General features: G+C 44.0%; 14 protein-coding genes and 1 tRNA gene. 4 read left to right on the top strand and 11 right to left on the bottom strand.

All coding sequences use genetic code 11. From position 1 onward, the window contains the following. Window positions 1-101 precede the first annotated feature (101 nt). The 4 genes from H4I94_RS05740 to hemE form a co-directional block, all read right to left on the bottom strand. Window positions 102-2,003, bottom strand: coding sequence for a DUF4105 domain-containing protein (locus H4I94_RS05740; RefSeq protein ID WP_261182236.1), 1,902 nt, complete (start codon window positions 2,001-2,003; stop codon window positions 102-104). 86 nt (window positions 2,004-2,089) lie between these two features. Next, the gene (locus H4I94_RS05735) at window positions 2,090-2,560 is read right to left on the bottom strand and encodes a DUF3015 family protein (RefSeq protein WP_092819898.1); all 471 of its coding nucleotides are present in this window, start codon (window positions 2,558-2,560) and stop codon (window positions 2,090-2,092) included. 145 nt (window positions 2,561-2,705) lie between these two features. Further along, window positions 2,706-3,506, bottom strand: coding sequence for a DUF817 family protein (locus H4I94_RS05730; protein WP_171259700.1), 801 nt, complete (start codon window positions 3,504-3,506; stop codon window positions 2,706-2,708). Window positions 3,507-3,545: 39 nt separating this feature from the next. Then, on the bottom strand, window positions 3,546-4,616 hold the full coding sequence (hemE, locus tag H4I94_RS05725; RefSeq protein WP_261182233.1) for a uroporphyrinogen decarboxylase: 1,071 nt from the start codon (window positions 4,614-4,616) through the stop codon (window positions 3,546-3,548). Between the two features lie 203 nt (window positions 4,617-4,819). Here hemE and H4I94_RS05720 point away from each other — a divergent pair, with 203 nt between their 5' ends. Beyond that, window positions 4,820-6,058, top strand: coding sequence for a L,D-transpeptidase (locus tag H4I94_RS05720; RefSeq protein WP_261182229.1), 1,239 nt, complete (start codon window positions 4,820-4,822; stop codon window positions 6,056-6,058). Here the strand turns inward: H4I94_RS05720 and H4I94_RS05715 are convergent. Next, complete coding sequence (locus H4I94_RS05715; RefSeq protein ID WP_165493273.1) at window positions 6,042-6,179, bottom strand: hypothetical protein; 138 nt, start codon at window positions 6,177-6,179, stop codon at window positions 6,042-6,044. The genes H4I94_RS05720 and H4I94_RS05715 overlap by 17 nt on opposite strands. A 72-nt stretch (window positions 6,180-6,251) precedes the next feature. Between H4I94_RS05715 and H4I94_RS05710 the strand changes: the two genes are divergently transcribed. Together H4I94_RS05710 and H4I94_RS05705 are read left to right on the top strand one after the other, a co-directional pair. After that, on the top strand, window positions 6,252-6,950 hold the full coding sequence (locus H4I94_RS05710; protein ID WP_261182227.1) for a pirin family protein: 699 nt from the start codon (window positions 6,252-6,254) through the stop codon (window positions 6,948-6,950). A 297-nt stretch (window positions 6,951-7,247) separates the two neighbouring features. Next, window positions 7,248-8,219 (top strand): class I SAM-dependent methyltransferase, encoded by a 972-nt coding sequence (locus H4I94_RS05705; RefSeq protein ID WP_261182223.1) that lies wholly within the window; start codon window positions 7,248-7,250, stop codon window positions 8,217-8,219. Between the two features lie 364 nt (window positions 8,220-8,583). On the opposite strand, the gene H4I94_RS05700 is transcribed toward H4I94_RS05705, so the two are convergent. The 6 genes from H4I94_RS05700 to lldP all read right to left on the bottom strand — a co-directional run bounded on the left by H4I94_RS05700 (window position 8,584) and on the right by lldP (window position 16,594). Continuing rightward, window positions 8,584-8,673: transfer RNA gene (locus H4I94_RS05700), tRNA-Ser, on the bottom strand. Between the two features lie 97 nt (window positions 8,674-8,770). After that, window positions 8,771-10,804, bottom strand: a complete 2,034-nt coding sequence (locus tag H4I94_RS05695) for an NADPH-dependent 2,4-dienoyl-CoA reductase (RefSeq protein ID WP_261182221.1) — start codon at window positions 10,802-10,804, stop codon at window positions 8,771-8,773. Between the two features lie 181 nt (window positions 10,805-10,985). Next, window positions 10,986-12,695, bottom strand: coding sequence for a D-lactate dehydrogenase (gene dld, locus H4I94_RS05690; RefSeq protein WP_261182217.1), 1,710 nt, complete (start codon window positions 12,693-12,695; stop codon window positions 10,986-10,988). A gap of 292 nt (window positions 12,696-12,987) precedes the next feature. Beyond that, window positions 12,988-14,139, bottom strand: a complete 1,152-nt coding sequence (gene lldD, locus H4I94_RS05685) for an FMN-dependent L-lactate dehydrogenase LldD (RefSeq protein WP_092819909.1) — start codon at window positions 14,137-14,139, stop codon at window positions 12,988-12,990. Window positions 14,140-14,141: 2 nt separating this feature from the next. Next, on the bottom strand, window positions 14,142-14,885 hold the full coding sequence (gene lldR / locus H4I94_RS05680; RefSeq protein WP_092819994.1) for a transcriptional regulator LldR: 744 nt from the start codon (window positions 14,883-14,885) through the stop codon (window positions 14,142-14,144). 32 nt (window positions 14,886-14,917) lie between these two features. After that, window positions 14,918-16,594 carry an L-lactate permease gene (gene lldP, locus H4I94_RS05675; RefSeq protein ID WP_092819910.1) on the bottom strand — a complete coding sequence of 559 codons (1,677 nt, stop codon included), beginning with the start codon at window positions 16,592-16,594 and terminating at the stop codon, window positions 14,918-14,920. Between the two features lie 746 nt (window positions 16,595-17,340). Here lldP and argG point away from each other — a divergent pair. Then, on the top strand, window positions 17,341-18,684 hold the full coding sequence (gene argG, locus H4I94_RS05670) for an argininosuccinate synthase (protein ID WP_180042724.1): 1,344 nt from the start codon (window positions 17,341-17,343) through the stop codon (window positions 18,682-18,684). Window positions 18,685-18,722: the final 38 nt, after the last annotated feature.

Raw genomic sequence — 18,722 nt, 5'->3', positions numbered from 1 at the left:
GATTTTTAGGTGAATAATATAACAAATTTTTACAAAATAACGTTGTGAACTATTCGATGTTTTTCATAAATAGTGAGAAAAAATAAATTTCTTATAAGCTACTAAAAAAACCGTACATATCCCAGACTGGTTTTCATCCAGTCCTTATGGTCTTGTTGTTGGTATTGCCAACTGAAACGAATCGCATTTTGATGATTCAGGACATATTGCAGGTGGCTATCCAGTTTAAGCTGCCATTGCTTCGAATCTTGCCAATAAGGTAATTCAACTTGTATTAAGCTATTGATTTTATCTGACCAGATATTCTGGCAGCCTATGGTAGGTCCCATCCCGACATGCCAGCCCTGCTCTAACGCCTTGCCAGCCTGTATATGGTTTTGCAGCTGCATATAGCACACATGCTCACGCTCCGGGTCTGCATAGCTATAGCCCATCTGAACCTGTAAATGGGCAAGGCCATGCTGCTCATGCTCACTGAATCGGCCATTTTGAGCTAGCGATTCCTGCTTCCAGCCCAGGTTAAAACCCCAGCTGAGTGGCGTTTTAAATGGCGTTATCGGGTTATAGGAATTCACATTCAAAAAATCAAAGTGCTCCAGTTTCAACTTATCATCACGATACTGGATTGAGCCCTGCCAAAAAAGCAACTGTGTTCCGGTCCTAAAGCCCCCTTGCGGATCAATCAGGTCATGATAAGCCTGACGATGTCCCAGCTCGACAAACTTCTTACCCTGCACCTCACCCAGATTGACCGAAAAATGACGGGCATCATGCGCTTGAGTGGGGTCTACTTTAGGGCGTTGCGGTTGCTGGCGCTGTTTTTCCAGATCTATTTCACTACGCATACTCAATAGCTGGCGCAAGCGTGGCTGGGCAAAACCTGGTTCAACTTTACGTCCAATCAATTGCAGATATAAATCGTCATAGGCCATTTCTAAAATCTTGGCTTTATCGAAGTCGTTATAAGATTCTATGTGCTTAGACATCTCTACTGTTGCAGTAAAAGCGACTTGATGCGCCACTTGAGCCAGCTTTTTACCATGCTGTCTGGCTTGCGCTAAGAGCTGGGTTTCCAAAGCGGGCCGGTAAACTGTCTCTTTCACCAAACCTTGCCGCTCTATGGCCTTAATGGTTTCCACCGGAATGGCTGCAACTTTAAACTGTTGTTTTAAATTCAGCTGTGGACGAACCAGGTCAATTAAACCCAATAAGCGATAGGCACAGTTATCACCCACAAAGTAATAAGGGAAACTGACATGTTTCATTTCCCAGATATGCTGCACTAAAAACCGGGTTTCATCGGGGGTCAAGCTGAGTTCATATTCCCACAAATCACGGCTTTCCAGATCGCCATATTCTTTTACCTTGCGGTAATAAGGCATTAAGGAATATTCACCCGGATACTGCCCGGTCAGGCCATTCCATGCAAAAGCCCAGCCTTCGCCATTGGTGACTGTTGCCGCATAATTCACCGCATAAGACACTAAATTCAGCTGTTTTTGATCTTTAGGGTCCAGACGCAACAAGGTATGCCCAAACATGGAACTGGGATTGCCCATAAAGTCGGTGGCATAGATGAGGGTTGCTTTATAGGGCTTGATCTGTCCAATCCAGTCGTCCAGTTCCGGACAAGTGACTTCTGGTAATTGCTGTGCTGAAAGATTGAGTTGCTGCATTAACCACTGACTGCGTGCAGGAAAACGGCAACGTACTGATTGATTCGGCGCTGCGGGTTGAAACAAGGTCTGGATATTGGCGTGTAATTCCTGCTTTAAATCTGCCTTCCCGTTGTTTGATAAAAAATAAGCTGCATAGCTGACTTCACTTTGTCCTTTTTTATCAGCATACATCAGTCTTTGCCAGGTGATGTCCTGGTCTAGTTGTTGTTGGTCTGCACGTTCTATGTAGGGCTGAGCAATGTAAGCTTGAGCAGTTTGAACAGTCGTTGCTGAATAGGCAATGGTGGAAGAGCTTAAAGCAAAAACGAACGCAAGTGATTTCATGCAAATTGGGTATTTATCTTTTATTCAAGAAGAAAGGTAAAATAAGAAAAAACCCCGTCAGACTGACAGGGTTTTGGGACATTCAATTATACGTAGGCTTTCAGCACTTCATCTTTAGCCATCACTGCTTGCAAAGAAGCAAGTACCTGAAGTGAATCGTGATTTTCTGCAGAATAAATTTGAGCGAAGTTTTGTTTAGAAACCGCAAAGAAACGGGCTTTGTCTTGCGCTTTAATGTTTAAAAGTTCAGCCAGTACATTTAGACTTTCCCCCTCACCCACAGCCATGTCACGGGCCAAAGATTCAGCATTTTCATTGGTAAAAGTCACCGCTTGAGCCGTCACCGTACCTGTACCGCTACACCCCAGCGTACCAAAAGTAATACCGAATAATTGGTTGGCAAAAAGGCCATTGGTCGTTGCAGCAAGAATTTTAGGCACCTTACCGGATTGACCTGCCCAGACTTGAGAACCGATACCACAACCTGCATCTCGATCTGCAAATGCCGCGGTAGAACCAAGTGCAACCACTGCAGCTAAAGCTAATTTTTTCAACATGGTTATTCTCCAAATTTATTATTCAAGCGTTCTAATTCTTCACAGTTGTGTAAATTTTATTACACCTCTGTAAGATAGCTGCAACTTTCTGATAACGCAAAGCAATTTCTACTAAAGTTATTCTTCAACATACAAGCTATTGAAATTATTTGGTTTTTAAAGTCCATACCCCATCTTTGCTGCGATTACCCAGTATTTTTAGCACCAAAACCAGACTCAAAAGCAGCAGCAAATACCAGGAACCCATCTTGCCCCAACCGACCATATGCCAAGTCTCGACCTGACTGGGATAGAGCCAGATTTTATTAAAGGTACTGATATTTTCCGCAATCCAGATAATAAACGCCAATACAATCAATACGGCTAACATCGGTAACTGAATCTGATGTTGCTGTAACTGGAAGCGAATTTTGGTTTTCCAGAAAATGATCACACTCCAGGCGAAAAGCAACAGGCGGATATCGGGAACAAAAAACTTGCTCATGAAGTTGATATAGGACAGCACCGCCAAAGCCAGCATGTTGCTAAAACCCGGCAATTTCTCAAATGACACCTGATACAGCCTGAGTGAACGTGCAAAAAAACTGCCTACCGCCGAATACATAAAGCCTGCAAATAAAGGAACCGTCAGTATTTTAAACACTGCCGGCTGGGGATATTGCCAAGATGCGATTTGCGGATGGGTCAGAAAAATTTCCATGCCCATGGCCAAAATATGGAACAAGGCAATAACCTTGGCTTCGGCCCAGGATTCCAGTTTTAAATACAGCAAACAGGCCTGAATGATTAAGGCATAGAACAATAAGTAATCATACCGGAAAAAGCCGTAAAACTCCTGGCTCCCCATAGATGCACTAAGTGCAAAAGCAATCAGCAGCAATATCCCAAATAAGGCAGCCGAAGCTGCCTTAAATGAGAACTCAAAACATGATTTAAAAAAACTGATCAAGGTTGAATCCTAAAAACTGAGTGAACTCACATCTATTTATAAATATTTGGCGCTATATTCATGCACCGTATCAATAAACACTTTAGGATTCGCAGGATCTACCCACTGGGTAATGCCATGGCCCAGGTTGGCCACATAACCGGTTTTCTCACCATGCGCATAAGCATCATCCAGCATGGCTTTGGTGGCTTTTTCAATCGACGCTGGCGTGCCATATAAGGTGGCCGGATCGAGGTTACCCTGTAATGCAGCACGACCATTTACGGTTTGGCGGGCGACATTCAAAGGTGTGGTCCAGTCCAGTCCAAACGCGTCGGCACCAGTGGCCACCATAGGCTCAAGCCACTGACCGCCGCCTTTGGTGAATAAAATGACCGGAACTTTACGCCCATCTTTTTCACGTTTTAAACCGGCAACAATTTTTTGCATGTAATTCAGTGAAAATTCGATATATTCACGATGTGCCAGCGCACCACCCCAGCTGTCAAAAATCTGTACCGCCTGCGCCCCGGCATCAATTTGCGCATTTAAATAATCAATCACAGCAATCGCCAAGCGGTCCAGCAAAGCGTGCAACACTTCCGGCTGGGCATACATCATCTGTTTGGTGTAACGGAAATCCTTGCTTGAACCGCCTTCCACCATATACGTAGCCAGTGTCCACGGACTCCCTGAAAAACCGATTAATGGCACTTGTCCACCCAATGCCGAACGAATGGTGCTTACAGCATTCATCACATAATCAAGGTCGGATTTGGCATTAAAATTGGGCAAACTGGCAACATCTTGCTCCGTGCGGATGGTTTTATGAAACTTTGGACCTTCCCCGGCTTCAAAATATAGCCCCAGCCCCAAAGCATCGGGCACGGTTAAAATGTCTGAAAACAGAATGGCAGCGTCCAAATCATAACGATGCAAAGGTTGTAAGGTCACTTCACAGGCAAAATCGTTGTTTTTGCACAGGGAAAGGAAATCGCCTGCTTTGGCACGTGTTTCACGATATTCAGGCAAATAACGTCCTGCTTGACGCATCATCCAAACTGGTGTGGTATCTACCGGCTCACGCAATAAGGCCCGCAGAAAACGATCGTTTTTTAGCGTCGTCATTTACTTTCCCATCTCATTTTTAATCTTCGAACCATCATAACAAAAAGGTCGAAAATTTAGTAACTTCTCTTACAGCTAAAAATCGATCACGTTAAATGTAAAATAATTTTTACACAAAACAAATACTGCATCTCCTCATTTTTTCTGCAATACTTGCGTAGTTTTGTCACATAGTTAATGAATAATTCTTAAGGTTGAATTACATGTACGTTCGCACATTACTCGCCATGAGTTTAAGTTGCATTTTTGCAGGTACAGCATTTGCCGCATCTACTGCTGAACAACCATTAAATCCTAAAAAGATGACCAATATTGCAGTTCAAGATCCGATTGATCCACTTGAAACCGATACAGCATCTGGTGCGGCCAGCACTGCGAATACGCAGATTACACCACAAGAACAAAATGACCTGAACAAGGCTTCAGAAACCCTGCAAGATCTTCAAAATACGGAAGATGAGAATGCTGCGATTGGCGCTGCACCGACCACAAAAACACTGAGCACGCCAACCGGTACCACTTCTGCTGCTGCGAAAGCGTCCTGGACCTTGGAAGGTTTAAATAACGCTGAATGGTATGACAATATTGGCAAGGGTCAATTTCCTGTTTATGCACGTGCACATGTAATGCTGAACAATGCCCATGCTTCTCCGGGTGCGATTGATGGTGCAAGCGGTAAAAATACCCTTAAAGCCATTGCCTCATTCCAGCAAATCAATGGCATTAAACCAACCGGTATTTTAACTCAGGAAACCTGGAATGCTTTGATTGCTCGCCAAGGTTCCAAACCTGCATTTATTGAATATACGATTACCGATGCTGACCTGAAAGGTCCTTATGCACAAACCATTCCGCACGATTATGCCTTGCAAGCCAAAATGAAAGGCCTGTATTACACACGCGTAACGGAAATGCTGGGTGAAAAATTCCATATGGATGAAGACTTTTTGAAAAAGTTGAATCCTAAAGCCACTTTCAAAAAGGCTGGTGAAAAAATCATTGTGGCCAATATCCGCAATGAAGTTCCGGAAGATATTCATCTAATCGTTGCGCATAAAGGTGCAAAACAACTGTACTTGTTTAATAGCCGCAACCAGATGATTGGATCATTCCCTGCCACGATTGGTAGTTCAGATACCCCATCTCCTACAGGTACCTATAAAATTACCGGTGTAGCGCCAAATCCATGGTACAGCTATTCACCAAGTAACTTTATTCAAGGTAAAAATACTAAACCACTTTCTTTACCGCCTGGTCCGAATGGCCCTGTAGGAAATATCTGGATTGGTTTAAGCAAAAAATCCTTTGGTATTCACGGTACGCCAAACCCGTCAGCCATTTCCAAAACCGCATCGCATGGTTGTATCCGCTTGACCAACTGGGATGCCAATGACTTGGGCAAGAAAGTCAAATCAGGTGTAACGGTTAAATTCCTGGAATAATTCCTGTACGCTGCATCAAGAAAAGCCTGCATCCGTTGCAGGCTTTTTTATAACCTGCTGCCTGAACAGTAAAGCCATCTTCAACAAGCATCGTTTCAAAAATAGAATGATTTGTTGCCATTTTATAATTTCTATGTCATTTTCAAACCATTAAAATAAGCCCATGTTTAAAAATAATGATAGGAGCATCATGATGAATGCTTTTTTACATCCAAGTGACAACCGTGGTCATGTCAAAATGGGCTGGCTTGAATCTAAACACAGTTTCTCGTTTGGCAGCTGGTACAATCCAAAACTCATGGGTGTGAGTGCCCTGCGCGTGATTAATGATGACCTGATTGCAGCGCATAACGGTTTTGGTACCCATCCTCATGACAATATGGAAATTTTGACCTGTGTGCTTAAGGGAACGATTTCTCATAAAGACAGCATGGGAAATGAAGGTGGAATTTCTGCCGGTGAATGGCAGCTGATGAGCGCCGGAACAGGTGTTCAACACAGTGAAATTAACCAGGGTGATGAGCCTGTTCATTTATTGCAGATCTGGATTATTCCAAATGAACGCAATGCAGAGCCAAGCTATCAACAAATCAAATGTGACCCGCGTGAACAGCCGAATCAATGGCATTTGATTGTTGGCCCCAACGAAAATGCACCGATGCATATTCGTCAGCAAGCCGAAGTTAAAACTGCGGTGATTCAGCAAGGTCAAAGTTTGCCTATTGAGGCGACTCAACATATCAATTATGTGCATGTGATTTCAGGTGCAATCAAAATTGCAGAACATACTGTAGAAGCTGGTGGCGCCATTGCCTTTTTAGAGGCAAGCCAGATTGAAGCCTTGCAAGATGCACAAGTGATCTGGTTTGATTTGCCTGAAGTGAAGCATTAAAACGCGATTTATCCGCTTATCAAACTTAGCCTGAGATGATCATTGTAAAATGGTCATCTCACCCTCTTTAAAATACTTAAATATCAATAATTTTAATAATTTAGCCATTCAAAATTTAGGGTAATTTCTATATATCCCGATAATAAAAATATATAAATCACACCAATCCTCATCACATTTTTACCTAAATCGAGGCTTTTTTAGGTGAATATCAATTTGTCTTATTTTTAATTTTACGCATGCATGGAAACACCCTGAACATAAGACATAAATTCATTATGAGAAGAGAAAATCCATATGAACCAGATTTTAGATATTCAAACAAGCCAGCAACAAGCTTTGCTTTTTTTATTAGATTTTTTAAAACAGCGAGACTACCAGTTTACCGCCATTACCCCACTTTCCCATCAACGTATTTTAAGCCGAAACAGCAATACCCAGAACAAAGCCATTACACTTAGGGATATATTCGGCTGGAATTCAGCATTTACGGAAGCTGACATTGAGCCTGTACTTTTTGCAGTGCTGAAAAAACATCAACTTATTCATTTCCATGAGCATCAGTGGCGCAGTCATGTCCGTGTATCATCGCTAGATGATGAATTATTTATTCATTCCAGTTTTCCTACCCTGGCCGCTGACTCGGTTTTTTTTGGCCCGGATACTTATCGCTTTGTTTATCAGCTGAAACAATATTTATCGACTCATGCCCATGCGTTCAAACGAGGGTTGGAATTGTGCTGTGGCACTTCTGCAGCTGCCATCAGTTTGGCCAAGTTCTCTCCGGAATTTAAAGAAATGATCGTGGCGGATCTGAACCCTAAGGCCTTATTTTATAGCCAGATCAATGCAAGCTTTGCTGGTTTAAACCATATTTATCCCGTTTCCAGTAATTTATTTGCCCATTTAGATGGCCAATTCGATTTTATTTTTGCCAATCCCCCTTATTTAATGGATGCAGATCAGCGCCAATATCGACATGGTGGTGATCAACTGGATGGTAATGAACTCGCCTTCAATATTGTAAAAGAAGGCATTCAACGACTAAATCCCCAAGGCTGTTTATTTTTATATACCGGGGTTGCTATAAGAGCAGATGGCAATCCTTTTTTAGAACACTTAGAAAAGTTGATAGTGCCTCAACCGAATATGCAGTGGTGTTATGAGGAAATTGATCCCGATGTTTTTGGTGAAGAGTTGGAGCAACCGGCCTATCAGCATATAGAACGAATTGCTTTGGTTTTGGTGAAAGTGGAAAAATATAGTTGAGTTGGAATAACAGTTTTTTCTCTGATTTACCCACCCCAATAGAATATTTTATTAAAAATTATAAACTTAACCATAACGTGAATCGAACTGCTTTACTTAAAAATTCATCCCTCATCAGATATCCATCTTTACTGATTTCTTGGCTTCGTATCTTAAGTTCAGCACCGGTTTTATTGTATATACCTGACTCCGACATCTAAATCAGGGATTTTTTCCTGAAAGACGTTTTATCCTTGAGGATGGCAATTTTTACTGGCTGATTTCCGGAAGAGTCTGATGCTTTTCCTGTTTAAGTCTATTTTTCAGGTTGGGCAAAAACTATAGACATTAAAAAAGCCCCTGTTTTCACAGGGACTTTTGAATTTGGCGGAAGCGGTGAGATTCGAACTCACGGAGGACTCACACCCTCGTCGGTTTTCAAGACCGGTGCATTAAACCGCTCTGCCACGCTTCCATGTGCGCCATCATACGGATGTTTTTAAAAACTGACAAGTAAAAATTACAACCAAACTATTCAAATGAATATTGTTTCACCAAATAAACTTAAAAAATTATAATTTGGCTGCCAATTCAGCACCTTCACGAATTGCACGCTTTGCGTCAAGTTCTGCCGCCAGTTTGGCACCGCCAATAATGTGGTAATTTGCCAGGGTAAATTCATCTTCAGTTGGCATAATATCCTTCACTGACTCCTGCCCTGCACACACCACCACGGTATCTACACGTAACAGCTGGTCATAGCCATTGGTTTTAATCCATAAGCCTTCATCTGTAATGGATTGATATTGCACTCCGCGCAGCATTTTTACTGCATGCTTTTTCAATTGTGCACGATGTACCCAACCTGTGGTCTTGCCTAATCCAATCCCCAGCGGTGTCGTTTTGCGTTGCAAGAGATAAATTTCACGTACCGGATGAGCCACTTCAGCAGCTTGCAGGCCACCTTCAGAAATATAATTCGGATTAGGGTCAATGCCCCACTCCCGCTGCCAGTCCGCCAAGGGTTGCGGCTGTGGCTGATGTTCAGGCTTTAATAAAAACTCGGATACATCAAAACCAATACCACCGGCACCAATCACCGCCACCCGATTGCCCACAGCAGCACCACGCAATACTTCTGCATAAGACAACACTTGCGGTGCCTGACTGCCATCAATATCTAAAGCACGAGGAATCACTCCCGTTGCCACGACAACTTCATCAAAACCTTCACGCTCCAGCTGTTCACGGTTGACTCTGGTATTTAAGCGCAGTTCTACCCCAGTTCTTTCAATCTGGACTTTAAAATAACGGATGGTTTCATGGAATTCTTCTTTACCCGGTACCACTTTGGCCAGATTGAACTGCCCGCCTACTTCATGGCTTGCTTCAAATAAAGTAACTTTATGACCACGACTGGCAGCCACTGTTGCAGCCGACATGCCTGCCACACCCCCGCCCACCACAGCGATTTTTTTCGGTGCTTTGGTTTTTACATACACCAGTTCTGTTTCATAAGCCGCGCGTGGATTGACCAGACAGGTTGCACGCTTATTTTTAAAGGTGTGGTCTAGGCAAGCCTGGTTACAGGCAATACAGGTATTAATTTCATCTACCCGATTGGTGGCAGTTTTACTGACCCAGAAGGCATCTGCCAACAATGGTCGTGCCATCTGCACCATATCTGCTTTTCCAGCCGCCAAAATTTCTTCGGCCGTTTCAGGCATGTTAATCCGGTTGGAGGCAATCACAGGAATCGCCACATGCTTTTTCACTTCAGCTGTATAATCGGCAAACGCTGCACGTGGCACTGAAGTGACAATGGTCGGAATACGGGCTTCATGCCAGCCAATCCCGGTATTCAGCAAGGTGACTCCGGCTTTTTCCAAAGCCTGTGCCACCGTAATCACTTCCTGCATGGTGTTGCCATCATGTACTAAATCGAGCATGGACAAACGGAAACAGATAATAAATTTTTCACCGACTTTTTCACGAATAGCTTTGACAATCTCTATGGCAAAACGCATGCGGTTTTCAATGTCGCCACCCCAGCGGTCGGTACGCTGATTGACATGACGGCTTAAAAACTGATTCAGCAAATAGCCTTCAGACCCCATAATTTCCACACCATCATAGCCGGCTTTTTTGGCAATGCTGGCCGTGTGTGCATAATCTTCGATGGTCTCTAAAATCTGCTTTTCACTCATTTGACGCGGTTTAAACGGTGAAATTGGAGATTTAATCGGGCTGGCAGAAACCACAAAAGGCTGATAGCCATAACGGCCCGAATGCAAAATCTGCATCAAGATTTTTGCACCATGCTTATGTACGGCATGCGTCACCAAACGATGCGGTGCCACATCTGCCAAATTATTCATGGTACCGCCCGCCGGAAGCAACCAGCCCTGACGGTTCGGTGAAATTCCCCCGGTAATAATCAGCCCTACGCCACCTTTTGCCCGTTCGCCAAAATATGCGGCCAATTTAGGATAATTATAAAAACGGTCTTCCAGACCGGTATGCATGGAACCCATCACGACACGGTTTTTAATGGTCGTAAAGCCCAAATGCAGCGGTTTTAATATATTTGCATAGCGAGTTGTCATGATGGATCCTTTATATATTGGCTTTGCAACTTGTTGCATATTACTTTACCTATTTTTATTCTTTTGTTTATGACTTGTTTTACACATTGTCTGACGAAACAGTCAATTTTTCATAAAAAAAGCGCAGTCTAAGCACTGCGCCTGAGATAGAACCCGTTATTTTTTATTATAATTCAGTTTTTTAATTTGTTTCTTGATTCCAGTATTTCAATTTTGAAGTATGACCAATTCCTACATTAAAGCTATTGGTCGGGTCCAGTTTTTGATAATGCTTTTTGAGCGCAGGCTTGGCCACATATAAATGCCCGACATTATGTTCTGCGGGATATTCAGCCCCACGTGCATCCAGTAAACTCCACATCTGATGTTCTATTGCCAAAGGATCTACGCCTTTTTTCACAATATAGTCCTGATGGAACACATGACATAAAAAATGACCGTAATACAGTTTATGAATAATCAGCTCATCCATTTCTTTCGGCAAAGTTTCTACCCATTCACGGTCATTACGGCGTAAGGCAATGTCCAGCGCAACAATATCTTCCACTTCTGAACGATGGGTGTCGCGATAACGAATGGCAGCTCCGGCTACGGCAAAACGGTGTAGAAAGGCTTTGCGTCCTTCTTCTTCGGTACACAGGAAATAATTTCCAGTGGTGTTAGCTGAAAAATAGTGCTGTAAAAACTGCTGCACCTGTTCTACATCCTGATTTTCGATGCGCAGCACCAGATGATGCTCATACAAATCTCGGAACTCATTCATGCGTTTCGGTAAATGCGACGGTAAAAATTTGCTCAACATTTGCAGGACTTTATCAGACAGCCCTTTCATGCCGATTTTTTCCAGGTAGCCATCGAGCTTATCTTTCATGGCAAAAGCCGCCGGCACTTTGGCGGTCCCGAATTTTTCAATGAACATGAAAGTGTCTTTGCCATATTCCGCGCCAATATCGTAAGCCACCCGGTGAATATATTCGCCTGCAATTGGCAAACGCGGCAAATCGGTAAGTAGAAAACGGCGGATTGCGGTTAAATCTTGCTGGGTATTGGTGCCGACATAAAACACCTGACTGGGAATTTTTTCAAATGTATCCAAACGTACCGCAAACACGCAGACTTTTCCTGCCGAACCGGATGCTTCATACAAGCGCGATGGATCGGCATTAAAACGCGCCGGCGTGTTCTCATCGACCTGAGTCACGTCATGGGCATAGCGATGATCCGAAGCACAGCAGTGCTGATCATTTTCAATATCCGTCAATTGATATTGCTGATTTTCCAGATTAGATAAAATTTCTTCTGGTGTTGAACCGAGCTGGATGCCCAGATGGTTGACCAGTTCCAGTTGCCCCGATTCATTTACTCGGGCATACAGGGCCAGTTCGGTATAGGCAGGTCCACGGCGAACCAGTGCACCACCGGAGTTATTGCAGACTCCACCCAAGACCGATGCACCGATACAGGAGGAACCAATCACGGAATGCGGCTCGCGATTAAACACTGCCAGTTCTTTTTCCAGTTTGTCCAGTGTTGCACCGGGCAAACAAACTACTTGTTTCGCATCATTAATCACTTGAATGCCAACCAAGCGTCGAGTGTTGATCAGAATCACCGGACGGTCATAATCATCGCCAAAAGGGGTTGAACCACCGGTGAGTCCGGTATTGGCAGCCTGCATAATCACAATACAGTCCGCATCCACCGCAGCCTGCAAGACTTGCCACTGTTCCAGCAATGAACCCGGGACAACTACAGCCAGCACTTGACCGGAACCGTAACGACGACCTTGACGGTATAATCGTGTGTCATTGTCATCTGTTAATACATGTTGCTTGCCGACAATGTGGATGAGTTTTTGAATGGTTTGCTGTGCATCTAAATTGGATGGCATTTGTCATATCCTATTGATGAATTGTCGCGCTTAATCAACACGGTATTCATTACTGCGGAGTCTTTCCAATATTATTTATATTCAGGAATTAACCTTCGGTTCGACCTACTTTTCTTTCGGGAAAAGTAGGCAAAACCATTGTCATCCGCAAAACTCGTCATATTCCGTCAAATCTTTATTTTCATCGCAGAAACATGATGTTAAGTATAAAGTCCTGCCTCAAACAGTTGCGGATGACGTTTACGCGTATCAAATTCAAGCTTTGACTAAATTTAATATTCAAAATTATTATTTAAGCCAACTCTTTCTCCAACTTCACCAAACAATCCGAAGTAATATCGGCGATGGTTTTGGCACCGGTCAGCGTCATTGCCACGCGCATTTCCTTATCAATCAATTCGAGCAGATTGGAAACACCCTCACCACCGGCAGCGCCCAGTGCATAGACAAAGGCACGACCCAACATACAGGTATCGGCACCTAAAGCCAGCATACGCACCACATCCAGACCATTACGGATACCAGAATCGGCTAGAATTTTGATGTCGCCTTTAACTGCATCGGCAATCGGTGGAAGCGCACGCGCGGAAGACAAGACTCCATCCAGCTGACGGCCACCGTGATTCGACACCACAATACCATCTGCACCGAAACGTACTGCATCCTTGGCATCTTCAGGATCTAAAATACCCTTGATCACCATTGGACCATCCCAGAACTCACGAATCCACTCCAGATCCTTCCATGAAATAGAGGGATCAAAATTAGAGCCTAACCAGCCAATATAATCCTCAAGACCCGTTGGTTTGCCCAAGTATTTGGAAATATTGCCCAGATCATGCGGACGGCCCATCAAGCCCACATTCCAGGCCCAATGCGGATGGAAACAGGATTGCATATAACGGCGCATTGCCGCATTTGGCCCGCTCATACCCGAGTGGGCATCACGGTAACGCGCGCCCGGCACAGGCATATCTACTGTAAATACCAAGGTAGAACAACCTGCCGCTTTGGCACGTTCCAGGGCATTTTTCATAAAGCCGCGGTCACGCAGTACATACAACTGGAACCACATTGGACGCTGAATTGCTGGCGCCACTTCTTCAATCGGACAGACTGACACGGTCGATAGCGTAAAAGGAATGCCTTTTTTATCTGCCGCCACTGCCGCCTGAACTTCCCCGCGACGTGCATACATACCGGTTAAACCGACTGGCGACAATGCCACCGGCATCGACAAGGTTTCATCAAACAGTTTGGTTTCCAAACTTAACTGCGACATGTCATTCAGTACACGTTGTCTCAACGCAATTTTTGATAAATCTTCCACATTACGCTTTAGTGTATATTCCGCGTATGCGCCACCATCAATATAGTGAAAAAGAAAAGGGGGCAACCGGCGTTTCGCAGCTTCACGATAATCATTCGCAGAAGAAATAATCATGCTTATATCCTGTTTAATCTACTGGCACGCTGGCGACGAGCTTCTTCTTCATCAATCAAGCGTACCTGTTGTACTACAAACTCAATGTGTCCACAGACTGCACTGCGTGCAGCATCAGGATCACGACGTTCAATTGCATCCATCACCTGAAAGTGCTGATCATGCAATTGATCAAAACGGTGCGATTCGCTATAGACTTTGCGTCGGCCCAAAACCACGTTGTATTTCAACAGGTCAAACAGGCTGCGCATCATCTGTATTAACACTAAATTATGTGAGGCTTCGGCAATGGCTAAATGGAACTCGGCATCCGCTTTAGACGCCTGATCATCATCCCCAATAGATTGATAATGGGCAATCCGATCGTAACAGCGGCGAATATTTTCCAGGTCTGCTGCTGTTGCACGCTGAGCGGCATACCAGGCCGTTCCGCCCTCCAAAACGCTACGGGCTTCCTGTACATCAAACCGGTAAGCCGGGTCCTGATCGATCAGATTGCTTAAAGGTTCTACAATTTGATGATTGGTCCATGCACTCGGCAGCAGCTGCAAAAAGGTGCCAGACCCAGCCTTGCTCAGTAACATGCCCGTACTGGCCAGATGCTGAATGGCTTCACGCAGCGATGAACGCGACACCCCGAGCTGTTCACATAATTTACGTTCTGCAGGCAAACGGTCTCCAACCTGCATATTGCTCTGTTCAATCAACATACGGAGCTGCTGTACGGCTTGGTCGGAAACTTTCATCTGCATTTCTCTACTCTTGCATCAATTCCAGTTTATGGAATCATCCATGGGAACACATAGGCTTGTAAAGTAATGATAATACCAATCATCACTGTAAAGGAGATACTGTGTTTCACGGTAAAGCGGAACAAATCAGATTCTTTACCCACCAGACCTACAGCCGCACAGGCAATGGCAATCGATTGAGGTGAAATCATTTTCCCGGTCACCCCGCCACTGGTATTGGCCGCAACCAGCAGTACTTCTGGCACGCCAATCTGTTGTGCCGTGGTCGCCTGAAGTGCCGAGAAAAGCGCATTGGCAGATGTGTCCGAACCGGTCAGGAACACGCCTAACCAACCCAGAAATGGCGAGAAGAAGGTAAATGCCTGACCGGTATGTGCCAACGCCAAAGCCAGGGTAGCCGACATACCTGAATAGTTCGCAATAAAGGCAAAAGCCAGCACCATACCAATGGAATAAATAGGAACTTTCAATTCATTGATGGTTTCGCCAAAAGTGATGACTGCTGCTTTAGGCTTCATTTTCAGGAAAATGATGGTGATGATGGCGGCAATGAAAATGGCTGTGCCTGTAGCAGAAATCCAGTCAAATTTATAAATCGCATCGTAGTCCTTAATTTCAGGGACCACCGGCGGCATCTTCTGGATCAGCTGATGCAAATACGGCACCTTGATCGAAATCACCAGATCATGCAGCGCGCCATCTTTGGCAAATAAATCCTTAAAGGGCTTGATACTCCAGATGGTGACCATTGCGGTTAAAATGGCAAATGGCGACCATGCCTTGGCAATTTGGGCAATGCTATATTTCTGCTGTTTTTGAGCTGCGAGCTGTTGAGCAGCGGATTCATCCACATTTGCGTCCTGGTCTGCAAAACGGAAAATGTGTTTTGGCTGCCAGAATTTAAGCAAAATTGTTAAAGAAACCAGTGAAGCAATTGCAGCGGTAATGTCTGGCAGTTCAGGACCTACAAAGTTAGAGGTGAGATATTGTGCAAGCGCGAACGATCCACCACCCACAATCACCGCTGGCCAGGTTTCTTTCACACCGCGCCAGCCATCCATAATCGCCATAATCCAGAATAGAACAATCGGCACCATAAACGGCAACTGACGTCCTACCATCTGGCTGATTTCCATGGTATCCACCCCGGAAACCTGCCCGGCCACAATAATGGGAATCCCCATTGCGCCGAAGGCAACCGGTGCAGTATTGACAATCAGGCATAAGCCCGCTGCATATAAGGGTTTAAAGCCTAATCCCACCAGCAATGCAGCGGTAATGGCAACCGGAGCACCAAAACCTGCTGCACCTTCAAGGAAAGTACCAAAGGCAAAACCTACAAAGAGCATCTGTAAGCGCTGATCTTCGGTAATCGACAGAATGGAGGAACGAATAATATCGAACTGCCCTGTTTTAACCGAAATTTTATACAGAAATACGGCGCCGATAATGATCCAGGCAATTGGCCACAAACCATAGAAAAAACCGTAAATCATCGATGCAAAAGCCATCACGGCCGGCATCTGATAGGAAAATAAGGAAACCAGCAGCGCAAGGATCACGGTAATTGTTCCCGCTACGCTACCTTTCATGCGGAATACCGCAAGTGCTAAAAAGAAGAAAATGATGGGAATCAGGGCAATCAAACTGGAGAGCCAGATATTGCCCATAGGATCGTAAATCTGTTGCCATTGTTGAAGCATTGTCCTCTCCTTGAAATGCTTTTCCAGAATACAAAATGGTCTGATCAACTACCAATGAATACTTAAATTGGTATGACCAATAACCATTTAATTAAAAAAATATATCTATAAACTTTAAATATGCTACTTTTTAACCAATTAAAGATCAACATCCAATTTATTTATTTAAAATTGGTCATACCAATATAATGTATAAAATATTCAAAATCAGCACAGACCACACTGGTTAAAATTCAATCCGATATTTTTAATTATTTAATTTTTATTATTTTTTTGGAAAATTAAAAAATCCGGGACAACCATCTAATACTTTAGTCGATAATAGGGGGTATTTGAACGATGCTTGCTCAAAGCAAAGCACTATTTACAGCAAGCGTAGATCCTGATCATTAGTCTCCTAGATAATTAGAGACAGATAACAGGTGCGACAGAAAACCATGCTGACAGGAAATAAAATGCGCGGACATGTTGCAGGCGATCAAACTTTGAATGTGCCGCTCAAAATTGTATGGGCCTCGCTTTTAAACCCTGTATAACGCCGGTTTTAAGCCACAGCTCTGCTCTGCTTCACGATTCAATCCAGATCTTTGCTTATAAACATATATTGAATCTATCAGTTTCAAATTTTCAACGAGATTTTCTTTTGTAAAACCATTAGAAATAAAATAGTGCTACAATTAAAGAAATGTGTATTTTCTTGGGCCACCAAATTTCTCGGTGCCTATTTCATATCGTTAGGATTAACAATGTCTGATAATGCAACTATCTTGCAGAATGTCCCAGTAGGCAAAAAAGTTGGTATTGCCTTCTCTGGTGGTCTAGATACTTCAGCTGCTCTATTGTGGATGAAACAAAAAGGCGCAGAACCTTATGCTTATACAGCAAACCTGGGTCAGCCTGATGAAGACGACTATGATGCGATTCCGAAAAAAGCGGAAGCGTATGGCGCAGTAAAAGCTCGCTTAGTTGATTGCCGCTTACAACTTGCATTAGAAGGTATTGCTGCTATTCAATGTGGCGCTTTCCATATCAGCACTGGTGGTGTTCCTTATTTCAATACTACGCCATTGGGTCGCGCAGTAACCGGCACCATGCTTGTTACCGCAATGAAAGAAGATGACGTCAACATCTGGGGTGACGGTTCAACTTATAAAGGTAACGACATTGAACGTTTCTACCGTTATGGCTTGTTGACCAATCCAGCGCTTAAAATTTACAAACCTTGGTTAGACCAGACTTTTATTGATGAGCTTGGTGGTCGTGCGGAAATGTCACAATTCCTGATCGACAACGGCTTTGACTATAAAATGTCAAAAGAAAAAGCCTACTCAACCGACTCAAACATGCTGGGTGCAACGCACGAAGCGAAAGATCTTGAATACCTGAATGCCGGTATTAAAATCGTTGACCCAATCATGGGCGTTGCGTTCTGGAAAGATGACGTTGAAATCAAGCCTGAAGAAGTATCCATTACTTTCGAAGAAGGTTTCCCGGTTGCAATCAACGGTCAACGCATTGAAGATCCGGTTGAGTTCATTCTTGAAGCGAACCGTATCGGTGGTCGTCACGGTCTAGGTATGTCGGATCAGATCGAAAACCGTATCATCGAAGCGAAATCTCGCGGTATTTACGAAGCGCCGGGTATGGCTCTGCTTCATATCGCTTATGAGCGTCTGGTGACGGGTATTCATAACGAAGACACCATTGAACAATACCGCATCAACGGTCTGCGTTTAGGTCGTTTGTTGTACCAAGGCCGCTGGTTCGATTCTCAAGCACTGATGCTGCGTGAAACTGCACAGCGTTGGGTTGCTAAAGCAGTAACGGGTACGGTGACTTTAGAACTGCGTCGCGGTAACGATTACACCATCATGAACACTGAATCTCCTAACCTCACTTATGAAGCTGAGCGTTTAACCATGGAGAAAGGTGATTCTATGTTTAGCCCTGCTGACCGTATTGGTCAATTGACCATGCGTAACCTTGACATCACGGATACGCGTGCAAAACTGGGTATCTATACAGGTGCAGGCTTACTTTCTGTAGGTACTGGTTCAGCTGTTCCTCAATTAAAAGACAAAAACAAATAAGTTTGTTTTAGGTCAAAAAACCGCTCGAAAGAGCGGTT

Source organism: Acinetobacter sp. T_3_1, assembly GCF_025377055.1.
Lineage (GTDB): Bacteria > Pseudomonadota > Gammaproteobacteria > Pseudomonadales > Moraxellaceae > Acinetobacter > Acinetobacter kookii.
The sequence above is the reverse complement of the archived record's forward strand: the minus strand, read 5'-3'. Positions and strand labels throughout refer to the sequence as shown.